The organism is Erythrobacter dokdonensis DSW-74 (assembly GCF_001677335.1).
GTDB classification, from domain to species: domain Bacteria; phylum Pseudomonadota; class Alphaproteobacteria; order Sphingomonadales; family Sphingomonadaceae; genus Erythrobacter; species Erythrobacter dokdonensis.
On record NZ_LZYB01000005.1, the window covers coordinates 13,569 to 30,995 of the forward strand.

A 17,427-nucleotide genomic window follows, 5' to 3' on the forward strand; every position below is an offset into this window, starting at 1 on the left:
CAGGTAGCGCACCCTGCGCAGAACGGACTGGACTGTGCACCCAACGCAAGCATTGCTGTGCCTCGCGCCCGGCTCGGTCCGGGCTTGTCCCGGTAGCAGCGGCCATTTTGGCCCTGCGCGTCAACCGGAGACGATCGTGACCAAGACCAACAGCACAAGCACAGGCAAGCCCGCGAGCAAGCTCGATGCGCTCGAGAAGCTGCTTCGCCGCAAGAACGGCGCGACCATCGCCGAGATGGTCCAGGCGACCGGATGGCAAAAGCACTCGGTACGCGGGGCGCTGGCCGGCGCGATCACGAAGCGCGGGCACGCGGTGACCTCGGAGAAGATCGACGGGACGCGCCGCTACCGCATCACGGAGGCGGCCAATGCATGAGGCATCGGTTGAACAGCATGCTGTCGAGCAGCTCGTTGCCGAGATTGAGGCGATGGATCTCGATGCCCTGCGCAGCTTCTGGAGGGCGCACTATGGTGCCCCTCCTCCCTTGCGCTCCACCCCGCTCCTGCGCCGTCTGCTGGCGTGGCGGGTGCAGGCGCAAGCCTTCGGCGGGCTCGATGCCGATACGCGCAAAGCATTATCAAAGTCGGGCCCGGTCCAGCCCGAGGGCCGGCAACTGGGCATTGGCGCACGCCTGACCCGCATCTGGAAGGGCCGCGAGGTGACCGTGGTGGTCGAGGAACAGGGCTTTCGCTGGGAGGACCAGCTGTTCCCCAGCCTCTCGGCGGCCGCGACCGCCATCGCCGGCACCCGCTGGAATGGGCCACGCTTCTTCGGATTGCGGGACAGCTGATGGCGACCCCGACCAGGCGCTGCGCGATCTACACCCGCAAGTCCTCCGAGGACGGCCTCGACCAGTCGTTCAACAGCCTCCACGCCCAGCGCGAAGCTTGCGCCGCCTACATCCTTAGTCAGGCGAGCGAGGGATGGGAGTCGCTTCCCGACCACTATGACGATGGAGGGTTCTCGGGCGGCAATACCGAGCGTCCCGGTTTGAAGGCCCTGCTCGCCGACATTTCAGCGGGCCGGATCGACATCGTGGTGGTTTACAAGATCGACCGCCTCACCCGCAGCCTCGCCGACTTCGCGCGGATCGTCGAGGTGTTCGAGAAGCATGACTGCAGCTTCGTGTCGGTGACCCAGTCGTTCAACACCACCGGCTCGATGGGCAAGCTCATGCTCAACGTCCTGCTCTCGTTCGCGCAGTTCGAGCGCGAGGTCACCGGCGAGCGTATCCGCGACAAGATTGCCGCTTCCAAGGCCAAGGGCATGTGGATGGGCGGTGTCCCGCCGCTGGGTTACGATCCGCCGACCGATGGATCGCGCACGCTCAAGGTCAACGAGGACGAGGCCGAGCGGGTGCGTCACATCTTTGCCCGTTACCTCGAGCTGGGCTCGGTCCACGCGCTGCAGCGCGATCTCGAGCAGAGGGCCATTCATTCCAAGCGACACATTACCGCCAAGGGCAGGCCCATGGGCGGGCAGCCCTTCAGCCGGGGTGCGCTGTTCCACCTCCTGCGTAACCGGGTCTATCGCGGCCAGATTGTGCACAAGGGCACCGTGCACGAAGGCGCACACGAGGCGATCGTCGATGCCGATCTGTTCGACCAGGTGCAAGACAGGCTCGATGCGCAGGTCCGGCGGCATCGCACGCGAGCGAAGAACCGCAGCGTCAGAGCGCCGCTGACAGGTAAACTGTTCGATGCCTCCCGAGAGCCGATGAGCCCGACCACCTCGCGCGGCAAGTCCGGGCGCGCCTATCGCTATTATGTCTCGGCGCCGCTTCAGCGGGGCGCGAGGCTTGCCGCCGCCGATACCGTTCAGCGGCTATCGGCGCCCGAGATCGAGCGGGTCGTGAGCGAAGCAGTCCGGCGCTGGGTGCCCAAGGCAGACGATCCCTTTGCGATCGTCCAATCGGTTCACGTGATAGATCGGGGCCTTCAGATCTCGCTCGACGCCGAGCACTGCTCGAACCTCGCGGCAAGGTTGACCGATAGGGAGGTGATTCTTGATCGTAGTTACGACAGCATCACCGTCTCGCTGCCGATCCTGTTCGCGCCGCGCGGGTCCCGCACGCTGGTTCTAGCCGCCAATTCGCGGCCGCACCAAACCGACCCGGTGCTCATCGCTGCCCTCAGAAAAGCCCATGCCATGCTCCGCACCGTGCACGGCATGCCGCTGATCGACGGATCGCCGGGCTCGCCCTACGACCGCTTCATCCTCGGCCTCGCCTTCCTCGCGCCCGACATACAGCGTGCCATTCTCGACGGCCGCCAGCCGCCCCATCTCAATCTCGAATGGCTCAAGGCCTTCAACCTCCCGCTCGCCTGGTCGAAGCAGCGCGAAGTGCTCGGATTCGCCCGACAGCGCGCTTCCTGTTCTGGCGAACAAATCACCTGATTGCGGCGATTAAAGCCCTTGTTCCGGGCGATAAAATACCCTGTTCCGGCGAAGAACAGGAAAACAGTGTTTTCCGCACACAACCCACAGAGAAAGCGTCACTTTCTGCGGACACAACCCCGCAACCTGGCCAAAAATGCCCTGATTTGGCCATCAAATCTGCAATTTTCCCTGTTCTTGCCTGTTAAACAGGGAAACCGAACCGATGCGAGCGGCCCAAGAGACGCGGCCCACCAACGGCGCCTGACAGGGCTGAAGAGACCCCGCGAACGATTCGCCCGTTACGGGTTTAGCCGAGCAAACCCGCCTGTTCGCGGGGTTTTCGGGCGCTCCCGGAAATGAGAGACAAGTGCCGGGGGTGGCTGGCGGAGACGGAGTCCGCCAAACTACAGCCTGATATTGATCCATGAAGACCTGATGTTTCTCACCTTAGTCTTTGTTTATCTGAAGCCCCGTGAGAAAGATGTTCGATGGCGTTCAATCCGCTTTCATCGAAGCCAGAGATTCTTTATGGGAACGATTAAGGGAACAAGCGCTTTGGCGGAGGCTCTGCGTCGTTAGGCGGATGCGTTCCCCGATAGGAGGATCCATGCCGCGCAAACTGCACAACGCTCTGACCGCATTAGCGGTGAAGAACGCAGGCCCCGGTCGTCATGCGGATGGCGGCGGGCTGCATCTGCTGGTCAAGGAAAGCGGTTCGCGGTCGTGGGTCTATCGCTTCATGCTCAACGGCAAGTCGCGGGACATTGGATTGGGATCGGCTGGTCCCGGCGGCATATCGCTCGCCGCTGCCCGCGATTTGGCGACCGCGCTTCGCCTCAAGGTCAAGGCGGGCATTGACCCGCTGGAGGAACGGCACCGGGCCGAAGCCGATTCCAAGGCGGCGGAGCAGGCAGCGAAGGTCGCCGGAATAACCTTCAAGGCCATGGCCGAAACCCATATCGCGGCGAACAAGGAAAGCTGGCGCAATGCGAAGCACCGCCAGCAATGGGAGAACACGCTCAAGACCTATGCCTATCCCGTGATTGGCGATCTGCCGGTTTCCGAGGTCGATACTCCGCATGTGCTCAAGGTACTGGAGCCGATCTGGCGCGAGGTTCCCGAGACCGCCAGCCGTTTGCGGGGCCGAATTGAAACCGTTCTCGATAGCGCCAAGGCGCGCGGCTATCGGCAAGGCGAGAACCCCGCCCGCTGGCGCGGACATCTGGCGCAAATCCTCCCCGCCCGCACGAAGCTATCGCGGGGCCATCACAAGGCCATGCCTTATGACGCGATCCCCGCATTCATGGAGCAGTTGCAGAAGCGCGAGGCGGTTGCGGCGCTGGCGCTGGAGTTTGTGATTCTTACCGCCGCGCGAACCGGCGAAATTATCGGTGCGACATGGGGCGAGGTCGATCTGGCTAAAGCGGTTTGGACGGTGCCAGCCGAGCGCATGAAGGCGGGCAAGGAACACCGCGTTCCCTTGTCACCGCGCGCGGTTGAGATACTGGAGCAAACAAAGCAGCTGGGCGGCAAGCACCTGTTTCCCGGCGCTGCGCGCGCCAAGCTGTCTGGCATGGCCATGGCGATGCTGCTCCGACGCATGAAGCAGGACGTTACGGTTCACGGCTTCCGGTCCGCATTCCGCGACTGGGCGGCGGAATGCACCGGCTATTCGCATGAGGTCGCCGAGATGGCGCTGGCGCACACAATCGGCAATGCTGTGGAGCGGGCCTATCGGCGCGGCGATCTGTTCGAAAAGCGGCGGCGGCTGATGGCTGATTGGGCGACCTATTGTGCGAGCGGCGCTCCGGCTGACGCGGAAGTAACCCCAATACGAATTGCTCAGCAGCCGTGATTGCGGCACTCAGTTGCTTTTGACGTTACCTTCACTGCCCTTCGCCCGCATTTGAGCAAACCAAGTCCCATTGCGATAGGCTTCCTGAGGCAGCTTGCATCATCCGGAGAGTCATATTCGTTCGGTCAAACGAGAGAGATGATGACCAAATTCGGTTATCTTTTTCGTCGCCGCGTATGCCAGTGACGAGGCGCTCTCCAAAATTGACGCTGCATTCTCTCGCCAAATCACAATATGGTGATTCCAAATCTAAATACGTTTTGGTTATAATCCGGTTTTCAAAATCGAAGGTGTATTCAAGGTCAGTCACTAAACTGCTGTCTGTAAATTGACTGCTTGTACCAATTAGGCCGGTATAATGATAGGTGCCCTCGCAGCTTACGTTCATGACGCGTGGGTTCTTTTGATCGTTGGCACAACCACTCCCGAACAGCGTCAATGCGATCATCGCGCCCAACCTCATCATCTTACTCCATAAGAGGCCCATCCAGACAGCCACCTTTGGTCGCTCAAACCACAAGCTATCGGAACGACGACATGTTGCAAAGTGAGGGGTCAGCATTGCGCCCCCTAAGCGGCCATGCAGTGACGGCCCTGATAATGCCCAAATAAGCCGTTGGTTGGCAACGGCGCTGTATATAGCGCAGTTAATGGTGATAATACCCGTCCAGATCGGCGATACGCGATGAATGTGTGCTTTAGGCCCATCCCCCCAATTCAGCGGCGACACCAACAAAATAGCTTGGAGTATGCGCGAGCACCGCCCGCACAATCTCTTCTTGCTGGCAGGCCGCCCGGACCCCGCCTCGGTCGACGACGTTTCCCCATGCAAGGCCGAGAAGGCTCGCTATATGCCGATCTGCGAACCCAGCCTCGTAAAACGCAATCGCCGCACGATCGGTCAGTCCGTATTTGATCTGCTTTTGTAGTAGAGTGGCTTCCGTATGCAGCGCGTCGTCCAGTCCCTCGGCTAGATCCGCTATCGACGCAGCGATCATCGCAAGATCGTAGCCGAAACCACTCTCGCACAAGGCGACAACATCCTCGACGGTGACATGATCACGTCCGACCCGCACTTTCGCCTCAGATAGAATGTCGAAGATTACCGCATAAGATCTTCCTGCCACCCACTCCGCGAGGGCGCGAGGCACAATATTCTGAAGGCTGATCGCTCGTATCGCGCGAGATGTGGCCAAGCGGAGCACCAAAGGAGAAATTTCGTTAAACAGGCGGTTTTGCTGCACTGCCGCTAGCAAATTTTCGAGATTCTCAGTGAGCCAGGTCTGGAGATCAGCAACCGCCGCTGGTGGCAGGGGCGATCGTCGAATTAGGGCTCGTTGGTCTCCATCGGTGTTCGCCGCAATCGATCCTCCGATCGATCGGAACACTTCAACGAGCCGAACACGGGTTTCCTCGTCAGCTAAATGATAGGCCAATGTATTGGCTGCAAGTTCACCTGCTCGAGCTCCGGCGTCCTCGCCCTCGGTGAAGGTCATGTTGGCGACAAGAAAGGCTGCAATGCTCTGGACAGCCCGCGCGCGCCCTTCAATGAACCGGCGAAATTCACGTTCGCTAATATTCGGTTGCACTGCGAGCGCGGCGGCCACGACCTCATCAATCTTGACGGCATCGGCAAAAGCGAGATCGAGCCACTCCGGCTGGATTTCCTGGACGATTGGCGGCTGCCGCTGCTGATACGCGTCGAACAGCGCGAGGATCGAGCTGCGAGATGGTTCAGAATTTCGAGCATCGAGAAGCTCAATTGCGCGCCTCCAGGTCCACCGGCCACGAAATTGCTGACGTTGATCATATATGGACGGGGTCGAAAAGATGACGCTGCCTTCTGTGTGCATTCCCGCGCGACCGGCGCGTCCCATCAGATTGTGGAAGTCGCGCACCAAGATCTGTTCGCCGCCTTGGCGGGTCGATGTGACGATGAGGTACTTGAGCGGAAAATTGACGCCTTGAGCCAAAGTCGAAGTACAAATGACAAACTTAGCCAGCCCTTGTTTCATTGCGTGTTCGATCGCCAGACGGATACCGCGAGGCGTGTCAGCATGATGAGCGAAGACTCCGAGCGCCGCCGCGCGGGTTGCCGACGCGCTGGCTCCGAGCTCGATTTCGCAAAGCGCGCGGATTTTCTCCACCTCAGGAGCGTCCGAAGTTCCAATCGGCCATTCGAGCTCAACACCGCGGTCGAAGATATCTACGGCTCGCGAGCAGATTTTCGTTACGCTGTCTTTTCGGCCGCAAAAAATCGCAACGCTGCCGTTGCGCACTACATGCAGACCGAGGAACAGGCCAATGTCGCCACCAGTCTTTTCAGGAAATCTGCGCTGGACCCTCTCTTTGCCGCGCAGCGGCAATGCGATATCGCCGATGATACGCGGCACATAGTATTCGCGTTCCTCCGGATCCTCGGGCTTTACATATTCAAGCCGTCCGCGCTGATCCTGCCAGCTTGCGAACGCGATACTTTTTGTTGTCGGCAGTAGCCCCTCAGAGCCGATTACCGCATCAGCATCGCCTATCAACCACTCGGCGACCTCCGGCGCGTTCCCGATCACGGCAGAGATGAGAATGATCTGGGTCTCGGCAGGAAGAGACATTTTCAGCGAGGTGAGGAGGAGTTCGTAAGTCGGCCCCCGCGTCATCCCATCGAATTGATGCCCTTCGTCATAAATCACCAAGCCTATCCGCTCGGCGAGATTGGGAACGCGGCGCAACATGTAGAGCAGTTTCTCTGGTGTCACGATCAGCACAGAGTCTTCTGCCAACAATGCGTCGATTGTAAGATCTAACTGAAATGCATCTGATGCTTCGTCCAGACGCACATTTTCGTCGGCAAATGCGGTCGCCAGATCGCCGCGAATGTCGTGGCAAAGTGAACGGTAAGGGGCAACGATGACGGCAAGATGTGCTCTTCCCGACAAGAACGCCGATCGAATGATGATTTCGGTGGCGCGTGTCTTGCCGGCGCTTGTCGGCATCTGAATAACAACGGAACGTCCCGAAAACCCACCAGCATCGGCGATGCGCTGCTGGGCGGGCCAGAGCTCGATCGGAAAATGCGGCTTTGCGAGGGCTGGACGCCACCTTTCAGACGGCAAGCCGGAAGCTGTTGGCAGGATGGTCCGCGAGGCGTTTCTGAGCTTGAGAGCACACAAGGCAGTGACGATGTCGGCATAGAGCAATTCGCGCGGAGAGCCGGACCGGTAGAAATAGTTTCGCAGTTCGCCGCAAACCTCGCCAACGCCGCCGGCCTCGGCTTCAAAGCTGAAGTATCGATCCAGCTCGCGCAGGACGGCTGTCGTCGTCGCTTGATGAGCGTGAGGCGTCTCGATGGGGGCAAAGCTGTTCTTGAGGATACTGTACACTAGGTGACCGAGGCCACCCGCGAGTTCAAGATCGGGCGCTGGCATCTGTCGTACGATCACTGTCGCGCTACCGACATTCCCGGCGATGTAATAGGCGGCGGCGCACAGCAGGGAAAACTCGATTTCTAAGTCAGCATCGAGCTGCGCGCTCAGATAGGCATCGAAGAAGATCGAGGCGAAGGCTAGGACGTCGTTGGGGTCCTGGTCCAGTTCGTCCCAGCCAATCGGCCGAGGAAGCGCAGCCGGAGCAACCGCCGCACCATCGAGTGTCTCGGCGATAGCCGCCGCAACGTCACCTAGGATGCCAATTGCTAACGAGAAGAGCATCGAAGGATCACGCGGCAGCGCATTGAAGTCAGCCGGCGCGACGCGGAACTCATGCATCTTTGCTCGCGCTCGCGCAGTTGACAGGATGGTCCGTGCGGTTGCCTCAGGCCTCATCAGCTGCCCTTTCGTAAAGGGCATGTACGAGCTTCATCAGCGACGGCCCGCGGATTACTAGCAAGCGCAAATCGTCCTGGTTGTAATGAGCCGTGCCGTCCGTAGACGCGAGCTCAGTCTGGGCGAAGACGGCTTCATCTAGGATAGCAGCCGCACCGTTGACTCGGTGAAATGGTCGATCAGCCTCATTCTGAAAGCGCTCTACCTTGCGCGCGTCGTCCATCTCCCCTCGATCGAAGAAGCGACGCTTGATAGCGTTAAGGCTCATTCCTTCGCGCAGCCTGTCCCTGATGCTGTCGTTGATCGCATCCTGAAGTCGGTTCGTCTTCGTCGCCGACATTCCAGATTTAGATTCGAAGATGAAGAGCTCGTCAGCTGCGCCTGGATCGTTTTGCTTCGCGAACTTAAAGCCGATGACATCGCAACCCTTAGTGGAGTCGTTTCTATTCCAACGATCTTGGTAACGCAGTTCCCGAGGACACCAAAATCCTCGGAAGTACTCGATGAAATCGGCGACGAGAATCTCACCAAAGTCGCCTGATCGCAGACTTGGTCCGGGCGCCACCTTCGCATCAGGGAAGAGGATCGTTCGCAGATATTCGGGATGAGCAAGGCCGGTGCCTGCGGCCATGAACGGGAGATCGGCATCAGCGATATAGTGCTGGCGCAAATGTCTGGCCCAAAGTGAGATGATTTGAGCGTCCTCTTGTGGATTGATCTCCCAGATTTCGATCTCGCGGCCGCACGCTGTTGCATGACGTTCCCCGGTATCGACGAGCCAGTTCAGATGGTCCGGCGTCGTCATCTGCCATGACCCTCCGTGCCCAGTAACTTAAAATGCCTAATGCCTTGAAGAGCATTATCGAAGGAAGCTACGGGGGCGACGCAAGCTACAACCATTAGAAAAACAGGTGCTTCTGAATACCAAGGAACGCGCTACGGATCGCCGGGATTGATCCTAGCACCCGCTTCGCGTCATTGGTTCCACCATACCGGACCTGGAGGAAATCGCCGATGCGGTGCGGGGCCAGTTCGTCGATGCCCTGCAATTCGTAGGCCTGCAGGATGTAGCTCAGGAACTCACGCATCTCGGCCTCGTAGCCGTCAAGCCCGGTCGCCTTGGCGCCCTCTACCCGCTGAGACCGCGACAGCGGGTCTAACGTAAAGCGAACGTATGCCAGCACGTCGAAGATGTCGCTCTTGGGCGCATCTATCAGGCGGCGCATGTCGTCCATGCGGTCGCGGTCGTAGCCCATTTCCTCGAGCCGCTGGATGAAGGCGGTGCGGCGATCGGGGTCAGTCCAGATGGCCCGGAGCTCGTTGGCGCTGGCTACCATTGTGCCAAGATCGCCGAACAGCTGTTCCATAAACTCCTTGGCGGTGATTTGCCGACCGTTGAACCAGTAGGTTGTCTCGGCGACATACTGGATCTTGCGTTCCTTGCCGTCTGCGAGCTTCACGACCACGCGTTCGACGGGTTGCTTCGGGTCACCATCACCCTCGTCGCCGCCACCTCCACCATCGCCGGTGTCGCCGCCACCGCCGCCCGGGCGGCCAGGCCCTGCGACGGGCTCCTCCGGCTCGCCATCCCACTCAGGATCGTTGAAGTGCTCGTAGGCCTTCACGAAGTCGTAGATCGTGAAGAAGTCCTTCCCGTCGAACGTCCGCGTTCCCCGGCCGATGATCTGCTTGAACTCGATCATCGACTTCACCGGACGCAGCAGCACGATGTTGCGCACGTTGCGTGCGTCCACCCCGGTCGACAGCTTCTGCGACGTGGTAAGGATCGTCGGCAGGGTCTTTTCGTTGTCCTGGAACTCACGCAGGTGCTGCTCGCCCAGCTTGCCGTCGTCGGCGGTAACCCGCTCGCAGTAGTGGGGATCGGGGTTGGCCTTCACCTGGTTGATGAAGTTGCGCACCCGCGCGGCGTGATCCTGCGTCGCGCAGAACACCAGCGTCTTCTGGCGCTGGTCGATCTGGTCCATGAACTCATGAACGCGGCTCATCTCGCGCTCGTCGATGATCAGCTTCGTGTTGAAATCCGCCTCGGTGTATTCCTTGTCGGGGTCTATCTCCCCGCTCACCACCTCGTCCTCGTCGCTGAAGGTGTAGGTGTCCATCGTGCTCGCCATCTGGCGCACCTTGAACGGGGTGAGGAAGCCGTCGCCGATCCCTTCCTTCAGGGCATAGGTGTAAACCGGATCACCGAAATAGCGGTAGGTATCGGCGTTCACGTCCCGCTTGGGCGTGGCGGTCAGGCCCAGCTGCACGGCGGGCGCGAAATATTCCAGGATCCCGCGCCAGGTGCTTTCATCCTTCGCGCCGCCGCGGTGGCATTCGTCGATTACGATGAAGTCGAAGAAGTCCGGCTCATAGCCTTCGAACCGGAACTCGTCCTCCCCGGTCATGAAGGTCTGGAAGATCGTGAAGAACACGCTCGCATTGGTGGGCACCTTGCCCTGCTTGCGGATTTCCTCGGGGCTGATCCGGCACAGCGCATCGGGCGGGAAGGCGCTGAAGGCGTTGTAGGCCTGATCGGCGAGGATGTTGCGATCGGCGAGGAACAGGATGCGCGGGCGGCGGGTCGGCTTGCGGGTCAGGTTCCAGCGCGACTGGAACAGCTTCCACGCGATCTGGAACGCAATCGAGGTCTTGCCCGTGCCCGTGGCGAGCGTCAGCAGGATGCGCTGCTGATCCTCGGCAATCGCCTCGAGCACGGCGGTGATGGCGTTGTGCTGGTAGTAGCGCGGCTGCCACTTGCCGCCGCCGGTTTCGAAGGGAACCGCGCCGAAGCGTTCGCGCCAGGCATTGCCAGTAGGGAAGCAGCGCTGCCACAGCTCGTCCGGCGTCGGGAAAGGCGGGGCGATGGCCCCTTCCTTGCCCGTATGCATGTCGACCTCATACCACTCGTCCCCGTCGGATGCGTAGGCGAAGCGGGCCTTCAGCCGGCTCGAGTAGTCCTTCGCCTGACCAACGCCCGCGCCCGCGCCTTTGCCGTGGCGCTTGGCTTCCATCGTGGCGAGCTTGTGGCCGCGGTATTCGAACACGTAGTCGGCTGAGAGCGGAGCACCGCGCTGACCCCCGGGCATGATGCGACCGGGGCAGATTGCCTCCCGCCGGATATGCGCGCCTTCGACCACACCCCAGCCGGCCGCGCGCAGCACGGGATCGATGCGGTTGGCGCGAGTATCGGCTTCGGTTTCCTGCATCGGTTCAGGTCAGCTCCCCGGCAAAGGCCTGTCGCAAGAGCGCTTGGCGAAGCTCTTGTAACTCATCAATCTTCGCTTGGCACTGATCGTAAAGCCGCGCCGAGTGGCCTCGCATAGCCTTCATTTGATTGACGATCGTGCGCTGATCTTCGAGCCCGGGGTAGGCGAAATCGACCTCCTTGGCGGCACCGACATTGAAGTGCTTTTGCGCCGCTCCGACCGATTTCTCTGCCACCATTTTCTTACCGAAGCTGGAGTTCAGGAACATCGCCAAAAACTCAGGGTGCAACTCGTCCTTCGGTCTCGCGATCACGAGGTCTGCGCAATTGGCGAGCGGCAGGTCGTCAGGGATCACTGCCGCTGTGCCCGGATAGCCTGTTCGAACAATTGCCACATCGCCGGGACGCAACTCTGATTTCTTCAATTCCGACCGAAACGCGTCGTCGATGAATTTCACATCGCCAAGATCGATGCGAAACGGCCGGACATTCTGCGAGCGCAGGAAGGGTGTCCCGGCAGATGTATACCTGTCGGCCATGGGGCCGACGTGTCCGACGGTAATCTGGTGGCAGAGGTCGCGGAGCTTTCTTGTGGCCCACTCTGCGGGATGGTCGTGGAACACAGCCGTCAACCAGCCATCAAACAACTCCTCCGCATCCGCCAAATTGGCTTCGGCGAGGGCGAGGGCGCGGTCGAGGGCGGCGAAGGCCTGATCAAGCACCGCAACAATCCGCTTCTGCTCCTCGAAAGCCACGTCGGGGAACGGCAAGGACTTGATGAACGGCAATTTGATGCCCTGGACGGTCGCACCCGTCCCTGCAGCAATGATGTCGTCCTTCACGCTTTGCAGCCAGTATAAGCAGAAGCGGCGATCCACCGTGCTCGGCTTCAAGGGCAGCAAAGCGCGGATGTCCTGATTGATCGCGGTGTCGTGTTGCAGAATGCACGCTTTACCGAGACCAACGCGGCTCGCCATGATCACCTCGCCCGCAGGAATCAGCTTCGCTGACGAATTGCGCAGGCCCTCTTCTGAAATGGTGTGTTCTGTCTGGGCCAAAACGTCGGAATGCATGTCCCGAATGGTTGCCCACGGGATGTCGCCGCCAAAGTATGACGCGTTGTTCTTGGGAGGTGTGCCACCGCCCACAACGTCGAAGACCTCGCCGAGGGGTTTGGTGGCGAAGCTGCTGGTCGGCCTAGACTGAACCGCGACGCTCACAGCATCCCCCGGATCTCGTCAAAGATCTGCCGTGTCACCTCATCGCGGGCGAGCATATCCGCAATGATCTGCTCGGGCGCGCGCATCGGCGCTTCCTCCGGCGCGGTGGGGTTGCGGACCGACAGATCCCATATCGCCTTGTCGAGATCGTCGACATTCACCGTCCAACTCTTGGCGCTGTCCGCCTTGTCCGGCTGGAGCGTGACAAACTCGGCGAGATCGTCATCATTGAGCGGATTGGTCTTGCCGAGCGAGCGGCCGGGATCGAGCTGGTAATACCAGACCTGTCGGGTTGGAGCGCCTTTCTCGAAGAACAGCACCACCGTCTTCACGCCGGCTCCCTGAAACGCTTTTTGCGGACAATCGAGCACAGTGTGCAGGTTGCAGCTTGTCAGCAGTTCTTTGCGCAATTCGGCAGCATCGCTGTTGCTGAGAAAGGTGTTCTTGATCACCACCGCCCCGCGCCCGCCCGCCTTCAGCTTGCGGATGAAGTGCTGCATGAACAGATAAGCGGTCTCCCCCGACTTGATCGGGAAGTTCTGCTGCACCTCCTTGCGCTCGCCGCCGCCGAACGGCGGGTTGGCCAGCACGATGTCGTGACGGTCGGCCTGCTGGATGTCCATCACGTTCTCGGTGAGCGTGTTGGTGTGGCGGATCTGCGGCGCCTCGATCCCGTGCAGGATCATGTTCATCACGCCCAGGACATAGGCGAGCGACTTCTTCTCCTGCCCGTAGAAGGTCTTGCGCTGGAGGATGTCCCACTCGGCAGCGGACAGGTCCGGCCGGCGCAGGTATTCGAACGCCTCGCATAGGAAGCCGGCCGATCCTGCCGCACCGTCGTAGATGGTCTCGCCGATCTTGGGATCGATCACCTTGATCATGGCGCGGATGAGCGGGCGCGGGGTGTAGTATTCGCCGCCGTTGCGACCGGCGTTGCCCATGCGCTTGATGCGGGTCTCGTAGAGGTCGGACAGCTCGTGCTTGGCCTTGCTGCTGCCGAAATCGAGCGTGTCGACGATGTCGATCACCTCGCGCAGGGAATAGCCGGAGCGGAAGCGGTTGATGATCTCGGTAAAGATCTCGCCGATCTTGTATTCGATCGTATCGGGATCGTCCGCATCGGCGTTGAAGGTTTTGAGGTAGGGGAACAGGTCGCCGTTGACGAAGTCGATCAGGTCCTGCCCGGTCATGGCGATCTGGTGGTCGATCTCGCCATCGTCCCGCTTGGGCGCGGCCCACACGTCCCAGCGGTATTCGGGATCGAGGATGGGCTGGTATTCGCGGCCCTCCAGCTCGGCCTCGTCCTCCTGGGCGGCTTCGAAGTCGTCGAGGTATTTCAGGAACAGGAGCCAGCTGGTCTGCTCGGCGTAATCGAGCTCGGACGCGAGGCCCTCGTCGTTGCGCATGGCCCGGTCGATGTTGTTGAAAGCGTTTTCGAACATGGGAGAAGGCTAGCGCAGCTAATGCTGTGCCGACAAGCGGTTATCGGTGTTCGATGTTGGCCGGAACGGGGTTATGGTGTGCACCCCGACGTTCCAGCCGGAGCACAGAACGAATGCCGCCAAAGGGAAAACCGATACGCCCCATCAAGTCTGCCGGAGTGAGCGGGAAGAAGTTCCGGCGCCTTGTTGGCGCGCCACGTCTGACAACCGTGCCTGCGCACCCCTTGGTGGTGATCCAGGATCTTCGCGCCGGCTCGCTCGGATCGCTGGACGCTTACCTGAAGAAGAACCGCGGCATCCCTGACCGGGAGGTGGCCTTGGAGCTGCGCAAACTACTGTCCGGCACGTCGGCACGCAGCAAGTTCCGGCTGGTGGTCGTCGACCATCCCGACCTTCCGGCCGATCGCGGGGGACGGCCAGGGTCGGAAAGCACCGAGCCTAAACGTGCGGAGGTCGAACTCTATGAAAAATACCTCGTGCAGCTGGAACTCATCGGAAAAAAGAAGGAAGCTCGGCGACAGACCGCGGAGGATGAGGGAAGATCCGAAATCACCGTCCGCCGAGCGATCAAGAAGGTCGAAGAAGCGCTTCGAAGAGAGGCCGCTCGCGCCAGTTGGCTTCAATCCCTCGATAGGTTGCGAACCGGACGGTGACACGAAACCTCATGATGTTTTGCCTCACCCCCTAGCGCTCGCATTGTCGACACCTGCCGTGCCAGTTCGCCTTCATTCCATGACGATTGGAGACGAACGATGGCAACCAACGACGACAAGCTTGCCTACAGCATCAAGGAGGCATGCAAGGCAACGAGCCTCTCGAAGACCACCATTTACGCCTATATCGCTTCAAAAAAATTGCGCGTGGTGCGCATCGGAGGTCGCACGGTCATTCCGGCCGAGAGCCTGCGCGAGCTCGTCACCGGCAGATCGGCGGGCTAAGCAGCAATGCCGCGGAAGAAAAAATCGAGGGTAAACGCCAAGGGGCGCAACGATCTGACGGACCGTTTCGTCCGACTACCTCATAGGCTATTGCAGTCCGTAGCCTATCGGTCCCTCAGCGTCACTGCCCGATGCCTTCTGGTCGAACTCATCATGCTGGATCTTGGGCATAACAACGGCTCGCTCTACCTGTCCCTCCGGGACGCCACAGACCGGCTTGGTCTTTCCGATCATCATTCCGTCAGTGCCGCTTTCGAAGAGCTGCTCGACAGGGGGTTTGTGCGTTGCACGAAGGAAGCCCACTTCCACATCAAGGCAGCGGATCAGTCCCGGGCGCGCTGCTGGCGCCTCACCTGGCTCGCGGCGCCGTGCTTGAGGCGATCGGTTACCAACGAATGGCAAGACTACGATCCGCCAGCCGGATCGAAGCAGCGCAAGCGCGCATTGAGAGGTCAAAGAGCGATCAAGCGATACTACCAAGCGTTGACGTCGCATCGTTTGCCGGTGGTGGAATCCACCGCACTCATGCCGAACGAGGGGTTCTCGCGTCCAACACCGGTGGTGAAAACCACCACCGCGCTGCGCGAAAACAACGCGATTCCGCCAATTCTCGTTGAGGGGGTTTCCACCGCACATACAGCTGTCACCACCACTGTGCGTCCGCGCGCCAAATGGCGGCGGGGCCGAACCTACTTCCCCTTGCCAGACGATGGACCTCGCTTATTGGCAAACGACAACTAACCTGAGCCGTCAGGCTCAGGCCTTCGGTGCTCTCGGCAATTTCGACGGGGGAGGTCTGCGGGGAATGAATTGCTCAATCCTTGCGATCGCTCTGATTACGCGATCGAGATCGACTTGGCGGACATCTGCTTCAGCGCGCTCCATGTATGGGCGTAGATAGAGCGCGGATCCGGTCGTCAGACCCCATCGTTCGCAAATATGCCATGAGACGAGTTCAGCCTCAACTTCCTTGGCACGATAAGGCAGCCGGGAGCGATCAGGCCAGCCATATTCATCGTCTTTCTGCTTCCCAGGATCAAAAGCCCCAACGTGGCCGCAAAAAAGGTGACCCAGCTCGTGCAGCAGGGTGGCGAACTTTTCTGCATCAGTTAGGCGTCGATTCAGTTTTACCCGCCAATGGCCGGCCTGCGCACCGGGCGTGAGAGCTTTCAATTCCGGCTCACCTTGTAGTGGTTCATCAGGCGATAGCGGTAATGACGGCTGCGCCGTAATCTGTCCCGCCCGATTTGACCCCAAATCCTCTAGAACGACCTCCACCTTCAGGTTGCGCTTCTTTGAAGATGCGAGCGACTTTATCGCGGCTCCGAGGGTCGTCGGCTTGAACTCGCCCACTGCGGCAAACACGTCGTGCCGAGGATCTTTGTCACGTTGAGGCAGGGTATCCTCGAGCTCAAAAACTTGCGTGATGGGGCCCTTCGGCCGCAAGATGAGGATGGGCATTGCGTCTGGTCTGACTGTCTGGCCAACTCGCGCCCAATCCTTCCGTGATGCGACTGCTTTAGCGCCCGGACGCTGAGCGAAGATCATGTAGATGTTGTAGGGTCCGAGATGCCGGAGGCGGGAAGCAAATGCGCTAAACTCCATTATTGCATCGGGCGTGGGCGCCGTGAGTGCGATTCCCATCAATTCCCGCAAACGGTTCTTCTCGGATCCCTGATGTTCCAGTCCATCCACCGCGAGCGGGTCGTCGCCGGTTGTCTCGTCAGAGCTTGGTGCGGCCGGAACACTCGTCGAACGATCAATGACTGACTGCGACACGGAAATGGGAGAAACGGCACTTTCAGCTTCTGATGCAGGACGCTCCCTTCGTGCCTCGAGATAAGCGATTCCGACTACGACGAACGCCAGGCACGCCAATCCGAAGAGCAATTCCACCATTATGCCATGAACCAGAGGTTTGCGAGAATGGGGCCTGGCAACGCAACTAGTTGCATATGCCGGCCAACGATGACGTTCAGGGCAAACCCGATAAGGAAAGCTAAGGGTATTGCGCCCAGAAATCCAATCCAGCCGAAAACGTTAGCCATGCCTGCAAGATAGGCGAGCGCTCCCATGCCAAACCATAAAGACCAGACGTTGCCGCCTGCCCATGCACCGATCTTCCAGCCCGGTTTGGATTGAGCGTAGGTGGGGTAGGCAATTCCCGCCAGCGTTACGCCTCCGGAGATCAAAAGCGCCCAATTAGAAAAGTCCATGATCACCCCCTCGCGCCGACAAAACGATTTCACCACAACGGGTTCTCGAAGAGTATACTCCGTGGTGAAATACACAACATCTGTCAGCCATCTTGGGGATGGCACTACGTCAGATCTTCGCCGACAATCTCCGCCGCGCTCGGCTCGCGGCTGGAATGTCGCAGGAAGAGCTGGCCGACGTTGCCGGGATTGACCGGACATACGTCAGCGCTCTGGAGCGATGCCGGTATGCAGCCTCAATAGACGTCATGGAACGGCTTGCGACAGCTTTGCAGGTCACCCCTGCCTCGTTGCTGGAGGACGTGGGGGACGTCGTCTGACGTGGTTAGAGCATGTAGGGAAGCGCCCAC

Annotated in this window: 16 protein-coding genes; 8 read left to right on the forward strand and 8 right to left on the reverse strand. The window is 60.0% G+C overall.

Annotated features, from left to right (window positions below; translation table 11 throughout):
- Positions 1–136: 136 nt before the first annotated feature.
- The 4 genes from I603_RS10535 (at position 137) to I603_RS10550 (ending at position 4,235) form a co-directional block, all read left to right on the forward strand.
- On the forward strand, positions 137–376 hold the full coding sequence (locus I603_RS10535; RefSeq protein ID WP_198157247.1) for a DUF3489 domain-containing protein: 240 nt from the start codon (positions 137–139) through the stop codon (positions 374–376).
- A complete protein-coding gene (locus I603_RS10540; RefSeq protein ID WP_068864854.1) occupies positions 369–791 on the forward strand; it encodes a DUF2924 domain-containing protein in 423 nt (140 codons plus the stop codon). Before I603_RS10535 ends, I603_RS10540 begins: the two co-directional genes overlap by 8 nt.
- Positions 791–2,398: a recombinase family protein gene (locus I603_RS10545; RefSeq protein ID WP_068864856.1), complete on the forward strand. Its 1,608-nt coding sequence runs from the start codon at positions 791–793 to the stop codon at positions 2,396–2,398. Before I603_RS10540 ends, I603_RS10545 begins: the two co-directional genes overlap by 1 nt.
- A gap of 589 nt (positions 2,399–2,987) precedes the next feature.
- Positions 2,988–4,235: a tyrosine-type recombinase/integrase gene (locus tag I603_RS10550; RefSeq protein WP_068864858.1), complete on the forward strand. Its 1,248-nt coding sequence runs from the start codon at positions 2,988–2,990 to the stop codon at positions 4,233–4,235.
- Between the two features lie 31 nt (positions 4,236–4,266).
- Here I603_RS10550 and I603_RS14560 read toward each other — a convergent pair whose 3' ends face one another.
- The 6 genes from I603_RS14560 to I603_RS10575 form a co-directional block, all read right to left on the reverse strand.
- A complete protein-coding gene (locus I603_RS14560; RefSeq protein WP_143736705.1) occupies positions 4,267–4,683 on the reverse strand; it encodes a hypothetical protein in 417 nt (138 codons plus the stop codon).
- Between the two features lie 250 nt (positions 4,684–4,933).
- Positions 4,934–7,996: a DEAD/DEAH box helicase gene (locus I603_RS10555; protein WP_169711370.1), complete on the reverse strand. Its 3,063-nt coding sequence runs from the start codon at positions 7,994–7,996 to the stop codon at positions 4,934–4,936.
- A gap of 46 nt (positions 7,997–8,042) precedes the next feature.
- Positions 8,043–8,858: a Hachiman antiphage defense system protein HamA gene (locus I603_RS10560; protein WP_068864861.1), complete on the reverse strand. Its 816-nt coding sequence runs from the start codon at positions 8,856–8,858 to the stop codon at positions 8,043–8,045.
- 94 nt (positions 8,859–8,952) lie between these two features.
- Positions 8,953–11,262 carry an EcoAI/FtnUII family type I restriction enzme subunit R gene (gene hsdR, locus I603_RS10565; protein ID WP_068864863.1) on the reverse strand — a complete coding sequence of 770 codons (2,310 nt, stop codon included), beginning with the start codon at positions 11,260–11,262 and terminating at the stop codon, positions 8,953–8,955.
- A 4-nt stretch (positions 11,263–11,266) separates the two neighbouring features.
- Positions 11,267–12,481, reverse strand: coding sequence for a restriction endonuclease subunit S (locus I603_RS10570; RefSeq protein WP_068864865.1), 1,215 nt, complete (start codon positions 12,479–12,481; stop codon positions 11,267–11,269).
- Positions 12,478–13,923, reverse strand: coding sequence for a type I restriction-modification system subunit M (locus tag I603_RS10575; RefSeq protein WP_068864867.1), 1,446 nt, complete (start codon positions 13,921–13,923; stop codon positions 12,478–12,480). Before I603_RS10575 ends, I603_RS10570 begins: the two co-directional genes overlap by 4 nt.
- 224 nt (positions 13,924–14,147) lie before the next feature.
- On the opposite strand from I603_RS10575, the gene I603_RS10580 reads away from it, so the two are divergent.
- The 3 genes from I603_RS10580 (at position 14,148) to I603_RS14565 (ending at position 15,602) form a co-directional block, all read left to right on the forward strand.
- The gene (locus I603_RS10580; RefSeq protein WP_143736706.1) at positions 14,148–14,576 is read left to right on the forward strand and encodes a hypothetical protein; all 429 of its coding nucleotides are present in this window, start codon (positions 14,148–14,150) and stop codon (positions 14,574–14,576) included.
- 99 nt (positions 14,577–14,675) lie between these two features.
- Positions 14,676–14,861, forward strand: coding sequence for a helix-turn-helix domain-containing protein (locus I603_RS10585; RefSeq protein WP_068864872.1), 186 nt, complete (start codon positions 14,676–14,678; stop codon positions 14,859–14,861).
- A gap of 153 nt (positions 14,862–15,014) precedes the next feature.
- Entirely contained in the window at positions 15,015–15,602 is a 588-nt protein-coding gene (locus tag I603_RS14565; RefSeq protein WP_143736707.1) for a hypothetical protein, read from the forward strand.
- Positions 15,603–15,617: 15 nt separating this feature from the next.
- Here I603_RS14565 and I603_RS10590 read toward each other — a convergent pair whose 3' ends face one another.
- Both I603_RS10590 and I603_RS10595 read right to left on the reverse strand, forming a co-directional pair.
- Positions 15,618–16,760: an ImmA/IrrE family metallo-endopeptidase gene (locus I603_RS10590; RefSeq protein ID WP_068864874.1), complete on the reverse strand. Its 1,143-nt coding sequence runs from the start codon at positions 16,758–16,760 to the stop codon at positions 15,618–15,620.
- Positions 16,760–17,077: a hypothetical protein gene (locus tag I603_RS10595; RefSeq protein ID WP_068864875.1), complete on the reverse strand. Its 318-nt coding sequence runs from the start codon at positions 17,075–17,077 to the stop codon at positions 16,760–16,762. Before I603_RS10595 ends, I603_RS10590 begins: the two co-directional genes overlap by 1 nt.
- A gap of 98 nt (positions 17,078–17,175) precedes the next feature.
- Between I603_RS10595 and I603_RS10600 the strand changes: the two genes are divergently transcribed.
- Positions 17,176–17,397, forward strand: a complete 222-nt coding sequence (locus I603_RS10600; RefSeq protein ID WP_068864878.1) for a helix-turn-helix domain-containing protein — start codon at positions 17,176–17,178, stop codon at positions 17,395–17,397.
- Positions 17,398–17,427 lie beyond the last annotated feature (30 nt).

Bases quoted from the DNA above. Each gene is read 5' to 3' on its own strand.
- I603_RS10540 (WP_068864854.1), top strand. From the start codon at position 369: ATGCATGAGGCATCGGTTGAACAGCATGCTGTCGAGCAGCTCGTTGCC.
- I603_RS10545 (WP_068864856.1), top strand. From the start codon at position 791: ATGGCGACCCCGACCAGGCGCTGCGCGATCTACACCCGCAAGTCCTCC.
- I603_RS10550 (WP_068864858.1), top strand. From the start codon at position 2,988: ATGCCGCGCAAACTGCACAACGCTCTGACCGCATTAGCGGTGAAGAAC.
- I603_RS14560 (WP_143736705.1), bottom strand. From the start codon at position 4,683: ATGATCGCATTGACGCTGTTCGGGAGTGGTTGTGCCAACGATCAAAAG.
- I603_RS10555 (WP_169711370.1), bottom strand. From the start codon at position 7,996: ATGCATGAGTTCCGCGTCGCGCCGGCTGACTTCAATGCGCTGCCGCGT.
- I603_RS10560 (WP_068864861.1), bottom strand. From the start codon at position 8,858: ATGACGACGCCGGACCATCTGAACTGGCTCGTCGATACCGGGGAACGT.
- hsdR (WP_068864863.1), bottom strand. From the start codon at position 11,262: ATGCAGGAAACCGAAGCCGATACTCGCGCCAACCGCATCGATCCCGTG.
- I603_RS10575 (WP_068864867.1), bottom strand. From the start codon at position 13,923: ATGTTCGAAAACGCTTTCAACAACATCGACCGGGCCATGCGCAACGAC.
- I603_RS10585 (WP_068864872.1), top strand. From the start codon at position 14,676: ATGGCAACCAACGACGACAAGCTTGCCTACAGCATCAAGGAGGCATGC.
- I603_RS14565 (WP_143736707.1), top strand. From the start codon at position 15,015: ATGCTGGATCTTGGGCATAACAACGGCTCGCTCTACCTGTCCCTCCGG.
- I603_RS10590 (WP_068864874.1), bottom strand. From the start codon at position 16,760: ATGGTGGAATTGCTCTTCGGATTGGCGTGCCTGGCGTTCGTCGTAGTC.
- I603_RS10595 (WP_068864875.1), bottom strand. From the start codon at position 17,077: ATGGACTTTTCTAATTGGGCGCTTTTGATCTCCGGAGGCGTAACGCTG.
- I603_RS10600 (WP_068864878.1), top strand. From the start codon at position 17,176: ATGGCACTACGTCAGATCTTCGCCGACAATCTCCGCCGCGCTCGGCTC.